The following is a 24,097-nucleotide window of genomic DNA, read 5'->3' as shown; positions in this document are numbered from 1 at the left end:
TTTCAAGATCAGAATAATAGCCAGCTGTTAAAACATGCTCCAATGCTTTAGCTACGGCTAGGTTTATTGGTAAACGCTTAGTGCCCATGCGAAAATCCAGTTGCGTTAACCGAGACTGCCACTCAGCCATCATTGGTGGCCTTTGCTGAGTTGTAAAAATTAACGCTTCGGCATACTGCGTAGGCATCATCTCTTTGAGCCGGCTACAAATCGACAATGTTGCCATTCCGGTTTTAGTTGTATACCCCCCGACCCCAAACATACGACAAACGCCGGGGCGAAAGTCGTACACGGAACACCCGCCGCGACTTCCATCCAAAGCTGTGCGCTGAAAAAATTTGCAGGCAAAGCCTGACTCAGCTTGTAACGAAACTAATAGCTCCTCCGCATTCCCCTTATCGAATAAATGAAGCGCCAGTGGCAACATTTCTAATACCGTCACTTCTATATCTGGTTTATTACAACACGCGCCGCACTCCGCCGGACATGGCAACTGGCGTTCATTCTGAAACTTCGAAAATTGCTTGGAAATTGCACCGAAAACAACCTGGACTTGATTTGATAACTCACGCAACTTTTGCATGATGACTCCACAAAAGAAAAACTTTAACCAACAAAGCAAACTTCTCAGCTATCGGAAGGGACGTAAGGAACACGCAGGTAGCAATTGAATCGCGCGTATTATTCTGTTTTTTAGCGGTTAGGCAAGCTTTTAGTTCGGGGGTGTACATAATAAAAAGCCATCTTTCAAAGATGGCTTTTTAATCGGTTGAGGTTTTTCTCGTTTTGCTAGCTAATTTCCTGCCCCTAGCCTCTCCCCCTGATAGCTACCATCCTGTACCGCCTGCCACCAGCTTTCATTATTCAGATACCATTCGATGGTTTTGCGTATACCTGACTCAAAAGTTTCCTGGGGAGACCAACCAAGTTCCCGCTCAATTTTAGAAGCATCGATGGCATAGCGCATATCGTGGCCGGGCCGGTCCTGCACATAGGTGATTTGCTCGGCGTACGGTACTTCTTTGGGTTTTACTTCATCCAGAATCGAACATATGGTGTTCACAACTTCCAGATTCTGCTTTTCATTGTGCCCGCCGATATTATAGGTTTCGCCGATTTTGCCTTTTAAAGCCACCAGCACCAGGGCCCGGGCGTGATCTTCTACATATAACCAATCCCGGATCTGGTTGCCTTTACCGTACACGGGTAAGGGTTTGCCGGCCAATGCATTAAGAATCACCAAGGGAATCAGCTTTTCCGGAAAATGATAAGGTCCATAGTTGTTCGAGCAATTGGTGACAAGCGTAGGCAAATTATAGGTTCGCAACCATGAGCGCACCAATTGATCTGAAGACGCCTTAGAAGCTGAGTACGGCGAGCTTGGCGCATACGGGGTTGTTTCAGTAAACAGCGGTAATTCGGTACCTGAGTCCACTTCATCAGGATGGGGTAAATCACCATACACTTCGTCGGTGGAAATATGATGAAACTTAAAACTCTCACGTTTCTGGCCCGTTAGCCCACTCCAGTAAGCTCGTGCCTGTTCAAGTAATGTATAGGTACCCACCACATTGGTCTGAATAAACTCACCCGGACCATCGATTGAACGATCTACATGAGACTCTGCCGCCAGGTGCATAATAATATCAGGCTGGTATTGCTCTAAAACCGAACGAACGCCCTCGGCGTCACAAATGTCAATCTGCTCAAAGTGGTAACGGCTATCCGAATCCACACTATGCAACGACTCAAGATTGCCCGCATACGTTAGCTTATCAAGGTTAATAACGGTATGTGTGGTGTCATTAATAAGATGGCGCACCACTGCTGAGCCGATAAAGCCCGCGCCGCCAGTTACAAGAATGGTTTTGTTCATTAACTTTCTCGGTTGTTAAAGTGCATCAAGCATTTCGGCCAGTTGCGTTCGCCAATGACGCGGCGTAATTGCACTAAACGTTGCTCGGGTAGCGGTCTTGTCCAGCACACTATAATGAGGACGTTTGGCCGGCGTGGGATATTGCGAAGAGGGAATAGGCTTTATGGGGATAGCTGTTTCCAGCAACCCCTTTTGCACCGCGAGTTCCTGTATGGCGTGAGCAAAATCGTACCAACTGGCTACCCCTTCATCGGTCCAGTGGTAAACCCCCTGGGTCCGGTTCTGTGCAGCAAATACACAGGCTTCGGCCAGGCCGCGGGCCCATGTCGGCGTACCTATCTGATCATCGATAACCCCCAGTTGGGGTTTTGTGTCCATTAAGGTGAGCATGGTTTTTACAAAATTATTGCCATGTACCGAATAAACCCAGGCGGTACGTAGTAAACAGCTTTGTTGCGGTAAAAGTTCTAACAATGCTTTTTCCCCATCAGCCTTGGTTTTTCCGTAAACCCCCTGCGGCTCAATAGCGTCATCAGGGGTATAAGGTACACCTTTATGCCCATTGAACACATAGTCAGTGGATACGTGCACCATAAAAGCATCGGCGGCTTTACAGTAACGAGCCAGATTTTCGACCCCTTGTGTATTTATCAGGCGCGCGGCTTTGGGTTCGGACTCTGCTTTGTCTACCGCCGTATAGGCTGAGGCGTTAATAATCACCTGCGGGGCCAATGTATCGAGGGTAGATGACAGGCGATCATAATCGGTAAGATCGATATCTTTGCGACCTAAAAAAGACGCCGATTCAGGCAAAAGGTGCTGTAATTCTTGTGCCAGTTGGCCAGACTTTCCTATGACGACAATCTTCACACTTTCACCTTAAAACGTCGGGGCGTCGATGAAAGCCAGACCGGCTTCATCTTTTGCAGATAACGAAGGGGCTTTACCATCGACCAAAGGCCATTTGATCCCCAGCGCTGGATCATCATACTTCACTGAAATTTCAGACTCGGGGTGGTAATAGTCTGTACACTTGTACACAAACTCTGCTGAATCGCTGGTAACATAGAAGCCATGGGCAAATCCGGCGGGTACCCAAAGTTGCCGGTTATTTTCTGCTGAAAGCATCACCCCAACCCACTGACCGAACGTTGCCGATTGTTTACGCATGTCCACCGCCACATCAAATACTTCACCACTGGTGACGCGCACTAATTTGCCCTGTGTGTGTTCCAGCTGATAATGCAGGCCACGCAAAATTCCCTGGCGCGACTTAGAGTGATTGTCCTGTACAAATTCGACTTCGGCGCATTCCTTTTGAAACCAATCGGTGCGAAAGGTTTCCATGAAGAAACCACGCTCATCGCCAAAGACCTTTGGCTGGATGATTTTTACATCCGGAATGTCTGTTTTGATTACTTGCATACTTTACTACTAACCTGAATATATTATTTAACGCGATCGTTGATGACCTTAAGCAGATAGTCGCCATACCCGCTTTTTATTAAGGGGGCAGCGAGCTTTTCTAATTGGGCGGCATCGATATAGCCCATACGGTACGCCACCTCTTCGGGGCAACAAACTTTGAGTCCCTGGCGTTTTTCTATAGCAGCCACAAAGTTGGCCGCATCTAGCAGACTATCCAGGGTACCGGTATCCAGCCAGGCCGATCCGCGTCCCATCAACTCTACTTTCAAGGAGCCATCCTGCAGATACAGATTGTTCAGGTCGGTAATTTCCAGCTCGCCGCGGGAGGAGGGTTTTACTTCTTTGGCAAAATCGACGACCCGGTTGTCGTAATAATAAAGACCCGTGACGGCATAGTTAGATTTTGCTTTTTGAGGCTTTTCTTCAATCGACAGCGCATTCCAGTTATCATCAAAATCCACCACACCATAGCGCTCCGGATCATTGACGTGATAGCCGAAAACCGTCGCCCCATACTCCTGCTTAAACGCACTTTGTAACGACAGTTTAAGGTCATGCCCATAATAGATGTTGTCGCCCAGCACCAGCGTACAGCTGGCATTGCCGATAAACTCTTCGCCAATTAGAAATGCCTGCGCGAGTCCATCGGGGCTTTCTTGTACCGCATACTGAATATTCATCCCCAGCGCGGACCCATCTCCAATCAGTTCAATAAACCTGGATTGCTCTTGCGGAGTGGTGATGATCAGAATATCGCGAATACCTGACATCATCAGCGTGGATAAGGGGTAAAAGATCATCGGTTTGTCGTAAACCGGCATAAGCTGTTTGCTGACTACCGTAGTAAGAGGATGCAATCGCGTGCCAGAACCGCCTGCGAGGATTATTCCTTTTCTCATAGCTAAAGCTGAGCCTTCATAATTATCAATTGAAATAGAACATCTGCTTGTATGAAAAAGGCAATCAGACCTGACAAACAGCATTTAATAAGCTGGTAATGGTAAGCCTGCGCGTAGCGATACTCAATGCCTGGTTTGTGTTTTATCCACTGCATCCACCTGTCCGGTGTACAAACCAGGATACATTTAACAATTCATTGGCGTAGCCGCTAATATTCCTCTTTTGCTTTTATGGCAAAATTCTCCCGCTTTAGCGTCAGATTTGGATTGTAAGCCGGGTCGTGATCGATATAGTGACCCCAGGTGGTTTTTAGATAATTCAGCTCTTTATTAAAGCGTGCCGCCTTTTCAGGGGTGATATCCAAACCACGGGACACCGATTCATGATGAAACAGTTCAGCTTCGGCGCAGTAAAGATTACGCACCCCGGACTGCGCCACCCGCAGACAAAAATCCACATCATTAAAGGCGACGTGCAACTCTTTTTCGTTTAAGCCACCCACTTCTTCATACTTTGATTTTTTCACCAATAAGCAGGCAGCGGTAACCGCACTGTAATTTTGAGTCGCAAGCAATCGATTCATGTAGCCCGGATGGTAGCGAGGAAAATACTTATGCGCGTGCCCCGCCCCGCCGCCATAGCCTAAAACGACCCCGGCGTGTTGAATCCGGCCATCGGTATACAATAACTTAGCACCGACACAGCCAATGTCTTCACGTACCGCATGGGCTGCCATATATTCAAGCCAGTGAGGCGAGATAACTTCAATATCGTTATTCACCAGACCAACGATTTCGCCTTTGGCCTGTTTTACGGCAAAATTATTGATGGCTGAGTAGTTAAAAGGGTGCGGGTACTTCAGTAGTCTGATGCGGGGGTGCTGATTTAGCTGCTCAAAAAACTCCAGACTTGCAGGCTCGTCTGAATTGTTATCTACCAGCAGAATTTCGTAGTTCTGGTAAGTGGTTTTTTCTAAGATTGAATCAATACAGGCTTTAACCAACGCCTTGCCATTGTAGGTAGGGATAACCAGAGACACCAGTGGCCTGGATAACAGCGGCCACTGCACCGCCAACACTTTTCCGGTCAGATTTTCAGCCTGTAAGTGATGGCGGTCAATGGCGCTTTTCAGGTTATCAAGATTCGCTTTTCGTGTATGGCTATACGTAAAGGACAGTGGCTCATGGTTCACTGTAAAATCCGTACCGGACAAATAGGCATCCGCCAGGGCAGACTCAATATGATTTTCCTTAACAAAAAAAGTATTAAGCGTTGAATCTGACTTTAACAGTACTGCCGAAGCGATGTATCCGGTGGCGAGCAACAGATCGGGGTTCCAGTCTGGCAAAAACTCGTACGTTTGCAGCTTATTCTGATCATTTACCGTAAAGGCATCAAAATAGGTAATATCAGCGGCTGCGGTATTATTTAATGATGCTGTTAGCACGTCTTCGTAAATCATTACCCCGGCTTGCAGCACCAGTAAGGGGTAAGTCCCCATATCTATCGCGCTTCGCGACTCCACCGGCAACGCGGTATGTAACCCTTCCCGACAAACCGCGTGGTCGATATACACTGTATTGATATTGGTGTTTAAGCGGTTTAGCGACTTCACCGTCTCGGCATAGCCCTTATCACCAATCACCAATACATTAATCGTTTGCTGGCCGCTACCAGGTGAAGCAAGTCGCTCTTTTTGAGATAACAGATGAAGCTGATGCAGCCGGCGGATTTTTCTTAGCGGTGGAACTTCATAGGCAATACTGGACTGCCGAAGCTTATTGCCATACCACTCGCGAAGGTTGTGATAACGCCGTAACCTGGTTTTCGACTTTTCAGGCAACAGGCCGTAAGCACCTTTTACCGCTTTTAATAAGGAATCCTTCATATCACAATCTCTTAGAGCTTTTTACGCGTTAATTTTGCTTTTATACCCGCCATCAATTTAACCCAGGTCGGAATCACCTTTTTAAAAAAAATCTCGACCCGTGCCGGTTGAAGAAGGTATTGCTGCAGTGATTTTTCGAATGCTTTATCGCTGAGTATCGAACAAGGTTGGGATTGCCACTTGCCCAGAGCCGCTTCTAACCCGAGCATCATAAAGAATTGAAGTAATGGATATACTGCTTACATCTGAACGGCAACGAGTCTGCTAATTCCACCGCTTTATTACCATGTCCGCTTGCCCGTTTCTTAGCTATGTATACCAATACAGAATCGTTAAATTTAGGAGATTTCACTACAAACCTTGCATTGGTTTGTAAACACATGCAGTCAGGCTTTACTTGCTCGATAATACTGTTGTCGATGTTTCCGGCTGTGTGCACAAAGACCACTGTAGAATATAGCCGGCAAATATAATGAAACATTGTGTAAGACGAAGACGAGCCAAAAAGTAATAGAGTTTCGTCTAACACTGCCTCAGTATTGACCATAACAATGATTCGTCCAAAATTGTCGATGTTGTTGTCATAGACCACAGTTTTTTTATAGTTAAAGTTGCACAGAGAATCTTCTACATGTCGTTGCGGAGGAAAAAGCTTTGAGCCAAGGTCCCCACTCAGCCTTTTCTGTTGATAGCGATCTTTTTCGAACACCTCAAAGTGAGCAACTTGTTTTCCTGAAAGTTTACTGGCCACCAACTGAGAGGCACATCGAGCGCCGTGGAATGTCCAGTGAGTATCACACACTCTGAAAGATCTTTGTGGCAGAGACTTCAGCTCTTTTACTGGAAAAATAAAATCTAAAGAAGCGGGGACAAGCCGAACCAGATCATAAATCGGGGCCTTCGGTGACTCTTTATGAGGATAATACTCACTGAAGACCATCTCTTTAGAGGGCGCCACAAGCATGCATACAGGCAAGCTTGTTTGCGAAGAGTACTGCACTATTGAGGAGAAGTACGACTTCCATTCTGAACGTGCCGTCCTGGACAACCTTTTTTTCCCGGTGAATTGATCTACACTTTTATTGGAGTCATTATCCAGAAAAAGCCAGTTTTCCGACCCTTTGAGGACTTGAAACTTTCCCGCCACTGAGCCTTTTAGTAGCTCGGTAAACTTTCCGTTAGCTATCACACCAACCGAAAAGGCCGCATGGCTCAACTTGACTCGTTTGGAGAAGCCACATAAGAGTTGAGGGTGAGCGTCTGGTTCGTCACCCAGCACTTTACGAATAACATCAGGCCGTTGCTGAGTTAATGGAAGCGAAGAAATATTGTTTCCGTTTAATATAACCAAGGTGAGGTCTGCATAAGCTTCGCTCAGAAGCCAGCCCTGCAATAGTAAACCATCACGACGGAGTTCAGTGAGATCCACCGACATATCTTTTACAGGAAAATCCAGATGCCAGCGCCTGCCGTCGCAAAAATGCTCCACCCTTTCAGTCGTTATAGTGTAAACAGCCACTAAAAATCCTTATTGCTTATCAGCGACATCATAAATAATCGCCTACTATTTCGTATTCTTTAGGAAGATACGTTTCGAGGCGCCGGATTTTAGCAGGTATTGGCTGCGATTGGTCACTTCGTCTATTTATACGCAGCATCTTTAAATTAACTCCGACCATATCGGACAAGCGGTTTAAATCTTCTTCAAACGAGTGCTTTGAACCGACAAAAGAAAAGGTTTCGATCGGCACCGCAGAAAAATAACTTGAATATGTCCTGGTGAATTCGTTCAACACATTGGTTGTTATCATTTCATGCACAATACTTTCCTGAGAATCCAAATCTGCTTTAAGCCCCGAGTTTATCATTAGGTTATAGTGGGGATGCCTTTCCTTTAAAGAAAGCAGGTGCCCCACCAATGACCAGATTCTTTCAATTGGATCTCTAACCCATACCGCTCTTAGTGCATTTGGGAACATTTCTGTATGGTTAGGATGGGGCCGAAAATGCCCATGAAGTATCGTCGCCTTGCGAGGAACCCAAATATCCTGCCCAGAAGACATTTCGGCAGCTCCCGTATTAGCATACACACCGTAGACATGTCTTCGTCCAAGTGCCCGCTCAAATGCTACACGTAATGAGCTACCTGCAGTTTTCGGTATATGATGGGACAGTAAAGTGACCTTGGGGTGGGGAAAGGTTATCGAGCGTCTTGCTGGAGACACGAGCCTCTCTAAGTGCCATAGGGGATGAATTTTATAAGCCATACGTTAAATTTTCCTGCAACAAGCCCTATTACACCATATGCGGGTTTGTATTTGAAACGAGATATTGGACTAAATCAGGTGGACTTGCCCCCCGCTTCGCGAATACCATACATCGGATATTTAAGAGTAACGATGAATTATGTCTGACGCTGTCCCTCAAGAACTTCTAAAAGCCTTTGATCCTATTTGGTATTTGGCTACCTATCCAGATGTCGAAAAAGCAGGAATAGATCCGCTTTCCCACTTTGAAAAATTCGGTTGGAAAGAGGGGCGGTGGCCTTACTATCTCGAAGCTGTAATGCTTGATGAAAAGCTGTGGGGTAATCGCAATACCGAAGATTACTGTCAGCAACTGCAACGAATTGCAGAAAATACCCATGAAGAAAATAGAGGGCTTGCTTGTTGGTTCTTATGCCGTTGGTTCGCAAGCCATGGGGAATGGGACGCCGCTAAACCTTTTGTAGAGGGCATGCTAAACGATTCATATTTACCCCTCTTTATTCGCCATGAAGGCCCATTTTTATTGGCTTTCACTGTTTGCTTAAAAGCTCTGGGTCCCGAATCCGCAAAAGCGGTTTTAAATAATAGCCGATGGGCAGCCTCAGCAAACAAAACATTAGCGTTTTCGATGCTAACTCACGGAAAAGCTAAAATTGACTCCATTAATCAGATATTCGAACAACCTGGCTTACTCAGACTTGCAGACTCTGAGACACCCACGCTTGATTCCATAACGAGTAATGTTGAACAACGGGTGGGCGGCACTAATGCATTAAGCCCCACAGTATCTGTGATTATTCCTTGTTTTAACGCAGAAAAGACCATAGCTACCGCGTTATCTAGCCTGATAAACCAGACCTACCCAAAGCTCGAAATACTTGTGGTCGACGATGCATCTACGGACCACAGCTTTAAACGTGTGCAGGAATTTGTTACTCGGGACAAGCGTGTTCGTTACCTGCGGCTTTCGCAAAACAGTGGTGCCTATGCCGCTCGAAACTTAGCGCTAAAGTCGTGTCGTGGGGCATTCATTACCACCCATGATGCAGACGACTGGTCTCATCCGCAAAAAATTGAAAAACAAGTTGAGGCGCTGCAGAAAAACAGAAGAATCAAAGCCACGGTGTCACACTGGGTAAGAACCGACGAAGCACTGAACTTTGAAAGATGGCGGATGGAAGAAGGCTGGATCTACCGTAATGTCTCAAGCCTGATGTTTCGGCGCTCTGTTTTTCGCAAGCTAGGATATTGGGATACGGTCTCGGTCAATGCTGATACAGAATATTATCATCGTATTCAAAAAAAATTCGGCCACGGTGCCATTGAAGAGGTAATGCCAGGACTTCCCCTTGCCTTTGGTAGGGTGGATGCTGGTTCATTAACTCAAACCGGTGCGACCCACCTACGCACACAGTTTAATGGGATTAGAAAAGATTATCAGGATGCTGCGGCTAAATGGCACGCTAACGCGCGCCGTTTGTATATGCCGCAGTACGGTTTAAGGTTTTTCACTGCGCCACCTCTTATTTGCCGGGGTACAGTTGAAGCCAGAAGAGATAACTTGAAACGGATTCTTCAGGAAAAGGGGCTTTTCCACAGAGACTGGTATTTAAATGCTTACCCAGATATTGCCAAAGCAGGTGTAGATCCACTCACCCACTTTATCGCCCATGGAATAGATGAAGGCAGAGACCCGAATCCTTATCTGAGCACAAGTGGACTCGCGTACACGACCTCCAGTAACCACTTTGACGCTATCTCGCGCTGGGCCTCTCAACCGATAGATCCCGCTGCCCTTGTCTCAATTTCGGGACACACCGAAACTGATAGTAAGACAGGAATTCTCATGGTCGGGCATCTTGCTGGCAACACATTATTTGGCGCAGAGCGCAGCTTTTTAGACTGTGTAAAAATGCTGGCCAGCAAGAATTCAGATATTTCGGTAGTCCTTCCAGGTGGAGTCAATCATAGTTACATCAATGATCTCCTGCCTCACGTCAAAAAGATCTATTTTACTCCACTGCCCTGGTGGCGGAACGGACGGGCTGAAATCTGTGAGGTTACAGATCAGATATCGAATATTATCCAACAAACCGACGCAACTGTTGTTTATGTGAATACTCTCACGCTTTGGGAGCCTCATATTGCTGCCAGAACCCGTAAGTGCAAGTCGGTAATGCATGTCCGAGAGCTCCCTGCGCATGATAAAGATCTGTGTGAAAGACTGAACTCAACACCAGAGCAGATTAGGCTACACATAGACAGAAATACAGATTGGGTTATAGCGAACTCGCAGGTGACCGCTGATTATGTTGCCTTAGAAAACAAAGCCACTGTAATTTATAACTCTGTCGAGCGTAATAAGATTGAATCAGAAAGAGACAGCGAAACATCATTGCCTCTTTCTGTAGCAATGCTAAGCAGCAATACATTAAAAAAAGGCATTGCGGATTTATTTCATGTAGCTAAATTAGCGGCCGAGATGGACTTACCTGTCCGCTTTTCTGTGTATGGGCCTGACACGCCAGAGCTTCAAGCCAGGATGACCTCATACGCTTACAATAATCTTACTTATTGCGGCTATGTCGCCCGCCCCTATGAAGCATTAAAAAATGCAGATGTCATACTCAGTCTTTCACATTTTCAGGAATCATTTGGCCGTACGGTGGTAGAAGGCATGCTGGCAGGTTGCATCCCGGTTGGTTACGCATGGGGCGCCCTTCCTGAAGTTGTGGACTCGTCGGTTGGACATCTTGTGCCATTCGGTGACTACGAAGAAATTGTAAATACTCTGAAAAAATTGACCGAGGGTACTGACCAATTGGCCGAGTTAAAACAGTATGCAAAAAGCTTTGCTAGCGCCAGATTCAATGATAAGCAAATAGGTGATGCCCTTTACCAAACGCTTACTGAGGTAGCCAGCAAGTAAAGGGTTCCCTGGAATTAAACTCGTAACCTGGCTGTACTGTTTAATTTTCTAAACGTCGAGTATGAGCGCTGACTCTAACTCAGCGATTACGTTCCTGTGTGCAGGTTCAACAGCGGTGCGGTCCTTGAGCATGTATTGTCGACTTTTAACCGGCCTGACAACAGCAACTTCTACCTGACAACTTCTAGAATAGACAGGTGCCAGAATGAGCCATGAAAGATATTGCTAGTAAGGCCTTACCACACGGTCGAGCGACTGGAGCCAATAGACAGCTCCTGAAGCACATCAATACCGGCATGGTTAGCTAAATAAACGGCATATCACCCATTTATAATGCCATTGGACATATCAAGTATCCTAACTTTTATCTTATTCATATTTTTCAAAATGCCCAGTGAGAATACGTCAGCATTTAGCCTCTGAAACTATCCAGATTGTTAAGAAACCATTGGTAGGTGTGAGCCAGGCCCTGCTCCAAAGAAACAGAGTGCTGCCAGCCCAGTTTTTTTAAGCGTGTAACATCCATAAGTTTGCGCGGAGTGCCATCGGGCTTACTGGTATCCCAGACAATCGCTCCTTCGAATCCGGTCACTGCCGCAACTGTTTCAACCAATTCTTTTATAGTGCAGTCCTTACCAGTGCCTACATTGATATGGCTTAGCATAGGGTCGGTATTAGCGTCATAGGTAGATTTATCCAACTCCATCACATGAACGCTCGCCGCCGCCATATCGTCAACATGAAGAAATTCGCGTTTGGGTGTTCCACTTCCCCAGGCCACAACTTCATTATCTTTTCGCTGTGCCGCTTCGTGGAAGCGTCTGAGCAAAGCAGGAATAACGTGTGAGTTTTCGGGGTGGAAGTTGTCATTAGGGCCGTATAAATTTGTTGGCATCACCGAACGATAATCACGTTTAAACTGCCGGTTATAACTTTCACAAAGTTTAATACCGGCAATTTTTGCTATTGCATAGGGCTCGCTGGTGGGCTCAAGTTCCCCTGTTAACAACGCCGTTTCTTTCATCGGCTGTTCAGCGAGTTTGGGATAGATACAAGAAGAACCCAGAAAAAGTAGTTTTTGAACATTATTGCTATTTGCGGCGTGAATAATGTTTGATTCAATCATCAGGTTTTCGTAAATGAAATCAGCCGGATATTCATTATTAGCATGGATACCCCCGACTTTAGCCGCCGCCAGATATACTTCATCGATGTTGGCTTGAGCAAAAAAATCACTTACTTCCTGTTGAGAAAGCAGGTTCAGCTCCTCCCGACTACGGATGATAAGCTCTATGTCATCACGAGCAGTAAGCGCGCGAACGATGGCTGAGCCCACCATACCTTTATGGCCTGCTATATATACTCGTTTCACATTTTACTCCTTGGCGACCGCAACGCTATAACCATGATGTTTTAGTAATGCGTGACGCTTAGCTTTATCAAGATCTGAAGCCACCATTTCTGTACACATCTCTTCTACGGTTATCTCTGGTACCCAGCCAAGCTTTTCTTTCGCTTTTGTCGGGTCGCCCAGTAATGTTTCCACCTCGGCGGGTCTGAAGTAGCGGGGATCGACTTTCACAATCACATCACCCACCTGAACACCGGATGCGTCATTTCCCTCTATAGCGGTGACCCTCGCCTGTTCCTTGACCCCTTCGCCAATAAACTCCAGGGTAATGCCGGCTTCTTTTGCTGACATTGTTACAAACTCGCGGACAGATATTTGTTTGCTGGTGGCAATTACAAAATCTTCCGGATTCTCTTGTTGTAACATCATCCATTGCATACGCACATAGTCTTTAGCATGTCCCCAATCGCGCAGCACATCAAGGTTACCTAAAAACAGACAGCTCTCCAGCCCCTGAGCGATATTTGCAATGGCACGGGTAATTTTGCGTGTCACAAAGGTTTCGCCTCGACGGGGCGACTCATGATTAAAAAGAATACCGTTGCAGGCGTACATTCCATAAGACTCACGGTAGTTGATCGTGATCCAGTATGCGTACATCTTCGCTACCGCATACGGAGAACGTGGATAGAATGGCGTAGTTTCTTTTTGTGGCGTTTCCTGTACTAAACCATAAAGCTCCGAGGTAGACGCTTGATAGAACCTGGTTTTCTTTTCCAGCCCTAAAAAGCGAATAGCTTCAAGCATACGTAATGTTCCCATGGCATCTACATCTGCAGTGTACTCTGGGGCTTCAAATGATACCGCAACATGAGATTGGGCGCCCAGATTATAGACCTCATCGGGCTGTACTTCAGAAATAATCCGGGTGAGGTTGGACGAATCGGTAAGATCGCCATAATGCAAAAAGAATTTGGGATTTTCGTTGTGTGGATCTTCGTAAATATGATCAATACGCTCAGTATTGAACAGGGAGGCCCGCCGTTTGATACCGTGGACCTCGTAACCTTTTTCTAACAGAAACTCCGCCAGATAAGAGCCATCCTGGCCAGTAACGCCGGTGATAAGTGCCTTTTTCATTAACTTCGATCCACTATGTCGCTAAACTAATGTCAGAAAAAACGTGCTCACAAAAACAAATTTGAAGATTGGGTAAGTAACCTTTCGCTAGCCTACCTATAATCTTGAGATATGTGCGTTATAACTAAATTCTTCCCGTACCAAACGTAGCCCTTTTTCGACATAATTTTGATAAAGTTCTGTATCGCCGACGAGCCGATGAATTTGCTTTTCGACTTCAGTTACCTCAGCGTAAATAGCTGCGTCACCAAATAAAGGCCGGTACAAGCCGGGTAAGATAACCGGAACGCCTACAGCCATTGCTTCTAGTACCACACGGCCAAACGACTCAACCCAATCGGCGTGAGTATAATAGACAAACACGTCCAATTTGGATAAGAAGGCCTGAGGGGTAAGCTCACCAAATTCGTGCACCTGCCAGTTCTCGGGTATGTAGCCCACTACGCTTTGGACCGCACTCGCCCCACCCAAAACCGCTACCGTGACATTGTTACTTTCAGGATAAATTTTTAGCAAAGTGTCTCTATCGCCCGGCCATTTGTGCAGGCTATCTCGTGAGTGGCGACCGATAACAATATTTTGCTTTGCCGGGCTATGCTCACTGCGCGACCAGTCTTCCACATCAATCACATTAGGCCAGTCTTGTTGGCTCAGTGTAATCTGGCTAAGCTCCGCACTATGATGTGTTTCAAGTGCATTTCTTACTGCAGGCCCAATGGTGTACCAGGTTGGAGGGATATCAAACCATTTTTCTACATGCTGATTGGCTTTGGCTAACTCATAACGAAGCACCGCATTTTCACCGTAATCACTCATCGGTGGCTGGTTTATAATAACCGAGGTTTTTTGCGTGATGATTTCTGGAATGTATTTTTGTTTATGCTGCAATACCGGCGGGTAACGCACAATAAGGTGATTGCACTTTGCTTTCTCGCCAAAAACAATCATTTCTACTGATTTGCCATCCAGAAGCTCCCTCACCCTGGGGTTAATCTTTTTCCTGGGGTTGTAGTCATAACGGTATAGCTGAACCAGCCCTGTTCTTAATCCGGCGTTCTGGTGAGCCTTAATCTCTTCAATGCTGGAAAGCGTCGAGCCACCGTCCAACCGAAAATCGGAGGCAATAATGACATCAAAGCAACGATACCCATTACTGTCTTTCGTTTCTCTATCAGGGCGCATGGGTTCAGGTATAGCAAAGAACCGCTGTTCCTGTGGAAACGGGTAAAACACTGCACTGTCAGGCTGCTTATGATACTCAAGATACGTTTCGAAATAGTCTTTGCGCGCCCCCATGAAAAAGCCATGATAGCCGAATGCGGAGCTGCCTGTTAACGAATCGCTGGATTGCCGCTGAAACGAAAACGGTGGTGTGTCGAGATTTACCACACTTTCTGCACCAAAACATTTTTTTATTCTGCGGATAAATTCCGAGTCAGCACCAAAACGAACACTATCCCATGAGCCAAGACGCGCCAGCACAGGTTCCCGGCGGAACATAAATGAGGACATGTTATTAAAAATGTAATGTCCGAAATTACCCCGGCGATAAAATGTCATGTCAGGATTAGAGCGTGCCTGCAGACTGATATTCCCCATTACCTCTTCATGCTCGATAAGGTGGCGGGCCTGAACCTCCAATTTTTGACTATGCGACCAGTCGTCTGCATCGTTACACGTAACAAATTCCCCCTTTGCTTCACGCAATGCATAATTTCTCGCTACATACGGGCCCCCATTACGTGGCACCTTTACCAGTTTTATTCTTGAGTCCTGCTCGGCAAATTCAGCTACTACTGCTCGAGTGTCGTCGGTACTACAGTCGTCGGCTACCAACACCTCTATATTCTGCCAGCTTTGTTGAAGCAAAGAGCTCAGCGCCACACCGATAGTCCCCTGAGCATTGTATGCAGGCACAATTACTGTGATAAGGGGTTGCTGGGAAATCGGGATTTTGGCTGCAGTAGCGCTGTGAGTATAAAGACCAACGTAGGGTTCTTCGCCATTTTTACACTCAATACCTATCGGAGCTAAACCAGCAGCTTTGTATATCTGATTAACATGCGCTAATTTGTCAGATAGCGAGCCAGAGACGTTAGCCCATGCCAGTGCTATGTCGGGGTTAGTAATATCTTTTACGGGGCGACTTTCCAAAAGGGCCTTAGCTTCCTCTACCTGACCCAGGTTTAGCAGCGCTTCAATGCGCATAATCAAATAGGCATCGTCAGATTTTAACTCGTATACATCTGACGCCTCGCAGTAATCAAGATAAACAAGTGCTTCACGGGTAGATTCCGCTGTTCCCTGATTTAAGAAGTACAGTGTCAGTTCCTGGGCTGCGAGCAAAGAGCGCAACTTCGTGCCCTCTTTAAAAAGCGTTTTTAGTTCTGCAAGACCAGACTCTTCAAACCCATTGTTTAGTATGTTTCTTCTAATGAGATCGACTGTTCTGTTCGCAGATTTAATTCCTGTGAGAGGATTTTCTGATGAGAATGCTTGCCCTGACAATGAATTTCGGCCTTGAGTCAACCGCCCTTCCCTTTCACCGTGTAAGATGTAATGAAGCAACGGGTTCATGCTAATCTCACTCACATCATCATGTTCTTCAAGATACCAGCGAGTGTTAAAAATTTCGGATGGATTTCTGCCTTCTGAAGCACCGTGAACCACGTAGTGTTTCTCGGGATGCTTTCGCCACTGAGAGTGACCGGCTATATCCGGGTATTGTGTAAGGTACCACCGCTTATCAAACTTCCCGCTGCTTTTAATAGTCTTGACTATTGCATTAAGCGAGGCATTTTCTGGGCTGGAAACGACGTTACGAAGTCTTTTGCCTAACTTTTTGATTAACATTGAAACTTACCGATATTTTGATTAGCGAACCGAATATAGCACGCGGAAAGGATGAGTAAAAATTGATGGGCTACACCCGGGCCGCATAATACATTAATCCACTTAACCTAGCCAGAAGTACAAACGTAGCCGTTAGATTATCATCCAAAATTAATTTATGAATAAATACAGACGTTTACATTGAATTATAGGACAGTTAAGTAACCATACAGCCTCTTCAACAGATACAACTGAACCCTTCTGCGGTAATGTATAGCGGATATTATAATACAATTAATTAGGTGGCGGAGGATTATGCTTCTGAAGCAAATTTCATTTATCTAATAATTCAAAATCAAAGTGCTTACCAACCTCTTCCGGCGTAGCTGCTTCCATCTTCGCTATTTTTCTGTCATGAACGCCTACGGTATCAGCTGAAGAATGAATAAGTCTTATAAAAGAAGGGGACCTGGAATCCAATAATGTTACAGATTTTTGATCAACTATTGTATGACGACCATCAGCATAAATAGACCCTGAAGAAAAGGCTTTATTTCTCTTATCGTAGTAGCTTATTTTAGCTAATCCAATAGCAATTTTTGGGTAATAGTAGCGCTTAAATTCAGAAAAACGCTTTTCACTATCAGAGTAAATACCTGCATATCCCAGACCGAGAGATATAATTCTATCGATATTTTCCTTTTCCAGGTAACCACTCAAACGAATAAAAAAATCACTAGCAAGTGCGTCGTCGTCGTCCAGGCGTACAGACGCATATAAAACATCATCGTTCAGCGCTTTCACTTCACGCCTTATACACTTTTCGTAATTTTTTTCATCCTCATTGAGTTCAACCACCTTGACCCAGGGCCGACTGTCACAAAAGCTATCCAACGCGCGCTTTTCTTCTTCAGGAAGCTCATCCGATGTCATTATAACAACCGTCACATTGTTCATGCTTTGCTGGCGGTCCAAGCTTGAAAGTGTGACTGTCTCAAACAGCTTACGCCTCGCCCTTAACCTTTCCGGCTTGAATACACTCTTTTTATAACCTTCAAAATCATCTTCCCGACCGACAATCCAGTTATTTTTACGCGACTTCAGGACAACACTATAACGGATAAATACAAATATATGCTTTCTCACTCTCAATACACCTCGTTTAAACCTGTTGATGCTTGGATATAAAAAATAATCATTGAACGAAAAACTAAAATAATATCTTAGTGAATATAAGGTCGCTCGAAAGATTTCTAGGTGCCAAATGATAACAGAATAAATTTTCTTTCTGTACTTTTCAAACTATCTAATGAATATCCTATTGCAGTGATATCGTGGTCATACCTCTACATTGGATAAGCGCTATTCCTTATATGAGGTTATTCACCATATATTGACCCTTTTTCGTACTTAGCTGGTGACATATAATTCAAAAAGCTATGTAGTCAGACGCGGTTGATTTTTACATCAAAAACTCACTCTCACAGACTATACCGAAGTACTAAACTACTTGTTAGACCAAACAGTACCTTCCGATATTGTGCATTTGAATAAAGAATATCAGGAAGCGGCTGGAATCCAATAGCGCGGGGATGTAATTTACCGTCGACATAGAATGACAAGACAAGCCTTGTTCGATAAGTCAGCGTCACTGGCAATGGTGGAAGCTATCATAGCTTAGCATAAGAGAAGTCGCATTATTGCTTTTAGCACACCAGCCGGCGAAACTCTGGACGAGCTCAGATACGTATCAAAGAAATACTGTACCGTAGAGCTTACTGTCGATATTTTCGGTCGGCAAAGAGGCGGCGTTATCAAAGAATGTTTTTTAATGAATTACTGCTCCTGCTTAAACTCCGACGCAGGAACAGGGGACTTACGCCTAGCAAAAAATCAACAGAAATCTTAAAATCATTAAATTTGTTGATTATTTCAGTAAAAAAGATTTGCTTCATATTCTGTAAAAGGGCGAAGACGACAAAAAATATACCGATCTGTAAACAGGTAACAGCACACTAAAAGCTATGTTGATAAAAAGTGCTAGAAGGAAAATATGACTAAGCTGATCATATTACAAGAACCACATAATAAATGTAGGTTACCTTTGCTGACGTTAAATATTAGATTCTACATCAACCAATAGCTAGCATGCCCTGAAGTTTATACTATTTCTAAGTCATATTTAATTTTAAAATAAACCCAAAAAGCACTAATTCATGTAGGTTAGGTTTCATACAATAGTTAGAACATTTTTACCTTTCCACACCTTAACATAGACAAAGTTTCAGCAACTTACAAGTTGACAAAATCTAAAAAAACATATTAATTTATTAAACTTATCCTTTTAGGCTATTTTTATTACTGAAGTCTAGTGATTTAGTTAAATCGGAATCGAAGTCAAAACCTGTAGAACTGTTTAACGGACTATCTAATTTTCCAGTAGATGGTTCTGAAGATAATTTAGGATTATCAACAGGGATGCCAATACCTAAAGAGTTTTGAATGCCTTCTAATTTAGCAATTAATTTTTCGCTGTCGGACTTCGACGCTAAATTTTTAAGACTAACCGATAGCTTTCTTAGCTCATTGAATAAAATATCTGTTTGTTCGTCATTTAGCATCTGCTTTTGAACTAGTTTTTTTAGTATAAAAGCAGCTCGACTATTGTTCAATCCTTTTATTTTTTCAGTATCTAAGGCGTTTTTTTTGTAGACATAAAAATCAGCGAAAGAGCTTTCGTTTGGAAGCGAAGGGTTAAATGGATAAAAGTTGGGCTCAATATGAACAAGTGTCCAATCGGGAAAGCGCTCTTTGATATCATCTTCAAATTTTCTAAACCGCACATACTCAGCATCTTCATTCACTCCGCGCATATAATTAGATTGTGAATTACTGTAGATAACCACATACCGAGAGGATAGATTGAAAAGATGATTTAAATAAAGTGAATAGATCTTGTCATTTGAGAGATGGTAAATGACATCGAGAGATAAAGCTAATTCAGAAACTTGGAAAGCTTTAGGGTCAAAAAGACTAGGCTCGTAATAGAAAAACGACTTAGAATTGTCCCCATCAAACTTCTTGATACAATTATTTATTGTCGTTCTACTTATATCGAAACCTATATAAGATGGATAATCTATTAGACTTAATTGAGCGCCGTCACCACAGCCTAATTCACAAGCAGTGTCGATTGACTTTTCTTTCAACAAAGTATTTATAAAGTCAGCCTTGAATTTCGCTAAACGATTATAGGAGCCTGAACCACTATTATGACCAGAACTGTAACGTCTTTCCCAATAGCTAGCTACATCAAAGTTATACTTATCAGACATTTTATCTCTCTTAGAAAACTATTATTTATAAACTCAAAAGAGGCATTAATTTAAACAGGTCAGCGCAAAATCACAAACGTATTTTAATAGAGAAAACGATTAAAAAATGTGTTTATTAAATTCTAAAAATACTGTTTCTTCATAATAAGAGTCCGTTATAAAAGACCTTGCTTTTATACGATAATCCCTCAAGTCAGCCGGTGACATAAGAAGAAAGCTTTCTACTTTTTCAACAGCTTCTTCAATGTCTTCAATTACCCATTCTTTTTTATATGTTGCTTCCGCACCCTCCCAGGGCCAGATAATAGGAATACAACCCGCCATTACCCCATCAGCTAGAGCATAGTGAAAAGATTCATTATCACTAGGCGAAAGTATAAAACTTATTTTCCGATACCAAATTTCTACGTCATTACCCCACTCATCGAAAAATACATGCCCTTTTAAATTAGGATTTTCATCAATCCTTTTATAGTTTTCCTGATAATACTCCAATTCATGTTTGCGTCCTGGAGCGCTCATAAATGGAAGATCTTCTGGTCTGTGACCTTTACAGTAAAGATCAACTTTCAATCCTTTTGAATTAAGTGCTGAAACCAAATCGAGAGCCCTATCGAAACGCTTCGAGGTAGGCACGATTCCAACCATACCGAGCCGCGTCCTCACTTCGCTTTTAGAATCAAAGAATCTATTCTCTCCAACCCAATTTGGTACATAGTGTACTTTTTTTCGATCCAATCCAAACATTTGAATTGCCTTATTGAGAATCACCGGCGATACAAATATCCAACTATCCACATTATCAGCTTTTACTGCATAACCAAATTGAGCTGCTTTTCTTCTAATCTCTTGAGCATGCAAACGAGCTATTAATTTTTTGCCTGATTTTTTATTATCAGCATGCCAAACTAGGTTAGCTAACCCCCACTCGCAAAGTATAACTTCAGCCCAGTCAGAATAATACTCACTGATATCTAGATTCACGCCGCGCCCCCATTCCCAGGGATCAATACATACTTCAGCGCCTTGGGTCCTTAAGTATGATATATAGGAATAAATAAACTTAAGGTCGTGGCCCGATACAGCTATCTTCTTTCTAACTCGGGGACTATCGCTGACGACTTCTAATTCATCGCGAAGTTTACGCTGTAATGCAGTGAACGTATAAGATTCACTAATTTTATAAGAAAGTTTATTAAGGGATTCCAATGATTCTTTTTTTAGAGACTCAAATGACTCTAGTAGATATGTTAAATCACTGAGACTATCTATCAAGAAGGGGTAGTCTTGGCCTAGAAATTGTTTATTTATATTTGATCGATATGCGATACATGGCTTACCTAAAGCTGCTGTCTCCACAAGCTTTGTTGATAACTCGAGTGTTGAATCTTCTAAGATCGGATCTCTATAGCACCAAACCAGATCCATTCTACTCATAAGTTCGACAGCCCCTTCTCTTGATAGGCTATCATATAAAGTTATGTAATCTTGCTGTAGAAGTTGTTTTACCTTTTGGACGAAAAGGCTTCCTATCTCGCCTTTTCCAAAAATTTTACCGGTCGCTATATGTAGCCTGATATGCCTACCTTTTTTAATCTGACGCTCTATTTCCTCGATTAACTCTATTACACCCCATCTTAGCTGAACTTTTCCTGCATATCCGATATTAATTACTTTATTATTAGCTATATTATTATTTTTAAATTTTATAAACTCATCAGGTATAGAGGGAGGAAGGATGAAGCCATCAGCTTTATAACCTAAGATTTCTTCAATTTTTCTTTTTATATCAGGAGTCTGATATAAAACTTTCCGCGCATTCAAAACAATCTCTTTAACTTTAGCTACTTTTTCGTCTACCAAAGAAAAACCTGAATCATTAATTTCATAAAAATCAGTAAGATAAGGGTAGTGCATACCTGTAAAATCTTTTCTTTTTGAAATTTCAAAACTAAAATCAACCCCACGGGTTATTAATGCTGTTAACTTAGGTAGATGAGCATTGAGCAACGATAGTGCCTCAGTCGCAGAATAAATATCAAAAGGGGCAATACAACCTATATCTTTAGGTTGAATTATAGTTAGTTGATTTAAACGCTTGATATTTGATACCACTTTTTCATTTTTGATATTATCTTTTAAAAGAAGTATCGCGGGGCTATTAGAAGATACTATATTCGTTATTGAAGTTAACCAAATTGAGGATCCGTCGAGTACATTCGGACTAATATCGCCATATATGATGACTCTAGATTTTAAAGTTTTATCGTTTTTAATTTTATTTTTATGAATAAAGTCAAAAACTTTTTGATGTTGGATGTTTAAATCTGTGTTTAATTTTTTATCTCTACATTCTTTGACGATATCAGCTTTATATATTTCTACTTTTTCATTATTTATATTCAAAAAAGAAAATACTACGCTTTCAACGTCATTCGAAAGATTGAAAGTGACTAAGCCTTTGCGATTATTGATTTCAGGAAGATACCTAAAATAACCGTGCTTCTTCGATAGGTAAGAATCTCTATCTTTAGGAGCAAATTCTTTTCCATTTTTATCAAGATAGCGAATTATTAGAATAACTGATTTTTCTGTTATGGCTTTTTTTGGATAAATAACAACGGAAATAGCTTTTGTGGACTTAACTTTCACCCGTGACCATTGGGTCCTTCGAACACCAGAAAAGCATGTTTCAAAATTTACGTTAAGGGTTTTTGAGTAAGGCAGATTTTGATACTCAAAACTTTGTTCACTAGGCTCTACACTCCGGTCAGTATATTTTACTAGAAAGTTGCTGTTGTTATTTTTTTTAAGCTCATAAACTAGCGTTCCAATTTTACTCGAGAAAAGCAACTCTGACTTTTCGTATTGGGGATTTATAGTTAAAGTATATTCAATCGTCTCCTTTAATCTAATAGCGTCACCCGCTTGGAAACATTGAGCGTCGTCATAGTTTTCAGTACATTCAAGTAACGGCGGGAGATTTGATACGACTAATCGCTGGTTAAATGAGAGCGCTTCAGCAATTTTTAGTGGTGGAACAACTTCACACACCCGCAATTTCTTGCGCGGAATAACTATCGTATCAACTAGAGAGTAGTAATCGCCTACTTTTTCGTGAGGAACCCGTCCCACTTGAATCAACCAGGGAAGATTACTACTGATATTACTGGTATATTTATCACCCAGAACGCTGTTTAACGGCTGACTATCACCAACTAGCAGCAATTTTATTTTGTTGCCGTGATCAATTAGCTGCTGGCAGGCTGCAATCAAAGTATCCAGACCTTCATAAGCATTTATGCTGCCGATAAATCCGATCACCTTTTCATCTGGCTGTATGCCAAGGCTAGCTTTAAGTGCTGTATTAACCCCATTCAACACAGGTAATTTACTTACACCGTTTGGCAGTAAGTAAACCTTTTGTTTATCTACACCACGCTTGGCAAGCTCAGTTCTCATGGTCTCGCTAAGGGTGAAAACTGCATTCGCCTGCTGCGCTACAAAGGTATCCCGTTCAATTTGTCGTTTATAGCTGTTAGTTCCCTCATATTCGGGTTCTCGCGCAATACGAGACATTTCCCAGAACCCCCGAACTTCATTGAAAAACGGTATGCCCAGTTGTTTTGCTGCGATAAGTGCAGGCAGACCTATTTTGAAATCACTGGCAGCGATGACGAACTCAGGTCGATATACATAAAATAACTCTTTAAAATATTCGGCCGATTTTTTTAAATGCGCTTCTGCTTTCGTCGCGATAAAATCTTTGTCATTACCGGAGTGGATATACCTTACGCCATCAACAATTTCTTCAGCGCCGATAGTCGTGTCTTTATCCAGCTCCCATGGCCGGCCCGGCCTGACCATGCATAGCGTTTCGTAACCATGTTCATTCAGCGCTTTTGCGACGCCTTGAGTGCGCACCGCATAGCCATTACTGGCATAGCTGGCACCATGGCTTACGATGTAGGCAATCCGGTTCTTGATGCCACGAGTGACCGGTTTTTCTAGCACGCTGGAAAGCTCTTTTGTTAATTTCACTAAAGCGTCTTGTTTAATAGCCATAACTTTTACAAATATTCAGAAAGATTGAGGGCGGGATGAGGTACATTGCAATGGTAATAAAACAAGCCCTGCCGTATGACAGGGCT

Annotated in this window: 15 protein-coding genes (1 of these 15 cut by a window edge); 1 reads left to right on the top strand and 14 read right to left on the bottom strand. The window is 43.3% G+C overall.

The features are described from left to right. The 8 genes from IT774_RS01890 to IT774_RS01855 form a co-directional block, all read right to left on the bottom strand. Positions 1 to 583 carry the 5' portion of a YkgJ family cysteine cluster protein gene (locus IT774_RS01890; protein WP_195811111.1) on the bottom strand. 23 nt of this gene lie to the left of the window's left edge, so 583 of the gene's 606 nt are visible here — the first part of the coding sequence; its start codon is at positions 581 to 583; the stop codon falls past the left edge of the window. A 210-nt stretch (positions 584 to 793) separates the two neighbouring features. After that, the gene (gene rfbB / locus IT774_RS01885) at positions 794 to 1,876 is read right to left on the bottom strand and encodes a dTDP-glucose 4,6-dehydratase (protein WP_195811110.1); all 1,083 of its coding nucleotides are present in this window, start codon (positions 1,874 to 1,876) and stop codon (positions 794 to 796) included. Positions 1,877 to 1,891: 15 nt separating this feature from the next. Continuing rightward, complete coding sequence (gene rfbD, locus IT774_RS01880) at positions 1,892 to 2,746, bottom strand: dTDP-4-dehydrorhamnose reductase (RefSeq protein WP_195811109.1); 855 nt, start codon at positions 2,744 to 2,746, stop codon at positions 1,892 to 1,894. A 9-nt stretch (positions 2,747 to 2,755) separates the two neighbouring features. After that, a complete protein-coding gene (gene rfbC / locus IT774_RS01875) occupies positions 2,756 to 3,301 on the bottom strand; it encodes a dTDP-4-dehydrorhamnose 3,5-epimerase (protein WP_195811108.1) in 546 nt (181 codons plus the stop codon). Between the two features lie 23 nt (positions 3,302 to 3,324). Then, complete coding sequence (gene rfbA, locus IT774_RS01870; protein WP_195811107.1) at positions 3,325 to 4,203, bottom strand: glucose-1-phosphate thymidylyltransferase RfbA; 879 nt, start codon at positions 4,201 to 4,203, stop codon at positions 3,325 to 3,327. 209 nt (positions 4,204 to 4,412) lie between these two features. Then, the gene (locus IT774_RS01865) at positions 4,413 to 6,092 is read right to left on the bottom strand and encodes a glycosyltransferase family 2 protein (RefSeq protein ID WP_195811106.1); all 1,680 of its coding nucleotides are present in this window, start codon (positions 6,090 to 6,092) and stop codon (positions 4,413 to 4,415) included. 208 nt (positions 6,093 to 6,300) lie between these two features. Next, entirely contained in the window at positions 6,301 to 7,611 is a 1,311-nt protein-coding gene (locus IT774_RS01860; protein ID WP_195811105.1) for a hypothetical protein, read from the bottom strand. A 28-nt stretch (positions 7,612 to 7,639) separates the two neighbouring features. Continuing rightward, positions 7,640 to 8,359 (bottom strand): sulfotransferase family 2 domain-containing protein, encoded by a 720-nt coding sequence (locus IT774_RS01855; protein WP_195811104.1) that lies wholly within the window; start codon positions 8,357 to 8,359, stop codon positions 7,640 to 7,642. A 139-nt stretch (positions 8,360 to 8,498) separates the two neighbouring features. Between IT774_RS01855 and IT774_RS01850 the strand changes: the two genes are divergently transcribed. Further along, positions 8,499 to 11,288 (top strand): glycosyltransferase, encoded by a 2,790-nt coding sequence (locus IT774_RS01850; RefSeq protein WP_195811103.1) that lies wholly within the window; start codon positions 8,499 to 8,501, stop codon positions 11,286 to 11,288. A 412-nt stretch (positions 11,289 to 11,700) separates the two neighbouring features. On the opposite strand, the gene fcl is transcribed toward IT774_RS01850, so the two are convergent. The 6 genes from fcl to IT774_RS01820 all read right to left on the bottom strand — a co-directional run bounded on the left by fcl (position 11,701) and on the right by IT774_RS01820 (position 24,011). Further along, a complete protein-coding gene (gene fcl, locus IT774_RS01845; protein ID WP_195811102.1) occupies positions 11,701 to 12,660 on the bottom strand; it encodes a GDP-L-fucose synthase in 960 nt (319 codons plus the stop codon). 3 nt (positions 12,661 to 12,663) lie between these two features. Then, complete coding sequence (gmd, locus tag IT774_RS01840; RefSeq protein WP_195811101.1) at positions 12,664 to 13,779, bottom strand: GDP-mannose 4,6-dehydratase; 1,116 nt, start codon at positions 13,777 to 13,779, stop codon at positions 12,664 to 12,666. 96 nt (positions 13,780 to 13,875) lie between these two features. After that, complete coding sequence (locus IT774_RS01835) at positions 13,876 to 16,632, bottom strand: glycosyltransferase (RefSeq protein WP_195811100.1); 2,757 nt, start codon at positions 16,630 to 16,632, stop codon at positions 13,876 to 13,878. 312 nt (positions 16,633 to 16,944) lie between these two features. After that, positions 16,945 to 17,757, bottom strand: a complete 813-nt coding sequence (locus IT774_RS01830; protein WP_195811099.1) for a glycosyltransferase — start codon at positions 17,755 to 17,757, stop codon at positions 16,945 to 16,947. A 1,190-nt stretch (positions 17,758 to 18,947) separates the two neighbouring features. Then, positions 18,948 to 19,946, bottom strand: coding sequence for a hypothetical protein (locus tag IT774_RS01825; RefSeq protein ID WP_195811098.1), 999 nt, complete (start codon positions 19,944 to 19,946; stop codon positions 18,948 to 18,950). A gap of 99 nt (positions 19,947 to 20,045) precedes the next feature. Then, positions 20,046 to 24,011 carry a glycosyltransferase gene (locus IT774_RS01820; RefSeq protein ID WP_195811097.1) on the bottom strand — a complete coding sequence of 1,322 codons (3,966 nt, stop codon included), beginning with the start codon at positions 24,009 to 24,011 and terminating at the stop codon, positions 20,046 to 20,048. Between the last annotated feature and the right edge of the window lie 86 nt (positions 24,012 to 24,097).

This window comes from Salinimonas marina (assembly GCF_015644725.1).
In the GTDB taxonomy this organism is placed as follows: domain Bacteria; phylum Pseudomonadota; class Gammaproteobacteria; order Enterobacterales; family Alteromonadaceae; genus Alteromonas.
The sequence above is the reverse complement of the archived record's forward strand: the minus strand, read 5'-3'. Positions and strand labels throughout refer to the sequence as shown.

What these genes read in the sequence shown, in the direction of transcription:
- rfbB (WP_195811110.1), bottom strand. Translation starts at nt 1,876, where the DNA reads ATGAACAAAACCATTCTTGTAACTGGCGGCGCGGGCTTTATCGGCTCA.
- rfbC (WP_195811108.1), bottom strand. Translation starts at nt 3,301, where the DNA reads ATGCAAGTAATCAAAACAGACATTCCGGATGTAAAAATCATCCAGCCA.
- rfbA (WP_195811107.1), bottom strand. Translation starts at nt 4,203, where the DNA reads ATGAGAAAAGGAATAATCCTCGCAGGCGGTTCTGGCACGCGATTGCAT.
- IT774_RS01865 (WP_195811106.1), bottom strand. Translation starts at nt 6,092, where the DNA reads ATGAAGGATTCCTTATTAAAAGCGGTAAAAGGTGCTTACGGCCTGTTG.
- IT774_RS01855 (WP_195811104.1), bottom strand. Translation starts at nt 8,359, where the DNA reads ATGGCTTATAAAATTCATCCCCTATGGCACTTAGAGAGGCTCGTGTCT.
- IT774_RS01850 (WP_195811103.1), top strand. Translation starts at nt 8,499, where the DNA reads ATGTCTGACGCTGTCCCTCAAGAACTTCTAAAAGCCTTTGATCCTATT.
- gmd (WP_195811101.1), bottom strand. Translation starts at nt 13,779, where the DNA reads ATGAAAAAGGCACTTATCACCGGCGTTACTGGCCAGGATGGCTCTTAT.
- IT774_RS01835 (WP_195811100.1), bottom strand. Translation starts at nt 16,632, where the DNA reads ATGTTAATCAAAAAGTTAGGCAAAAGACTTCGTAACGTCGTTTCCAGC.
- IT774_RS01825 (WP_195811098.1), bottom strand. Translation starts at nt 19,946, where the DNA reads ATGTCTGATAAGTATAACTTTGATGTAGCTAGCTATTGGGAAAGACGT.
- IT774_RS01820 (WP_195811097.1), bottom strand. Translation starts at nt 24,011, where the DNA reads ATGGCTATTAAACAAGACGCTTTAGTGAAATTAACAAAAGAGCTTTCC.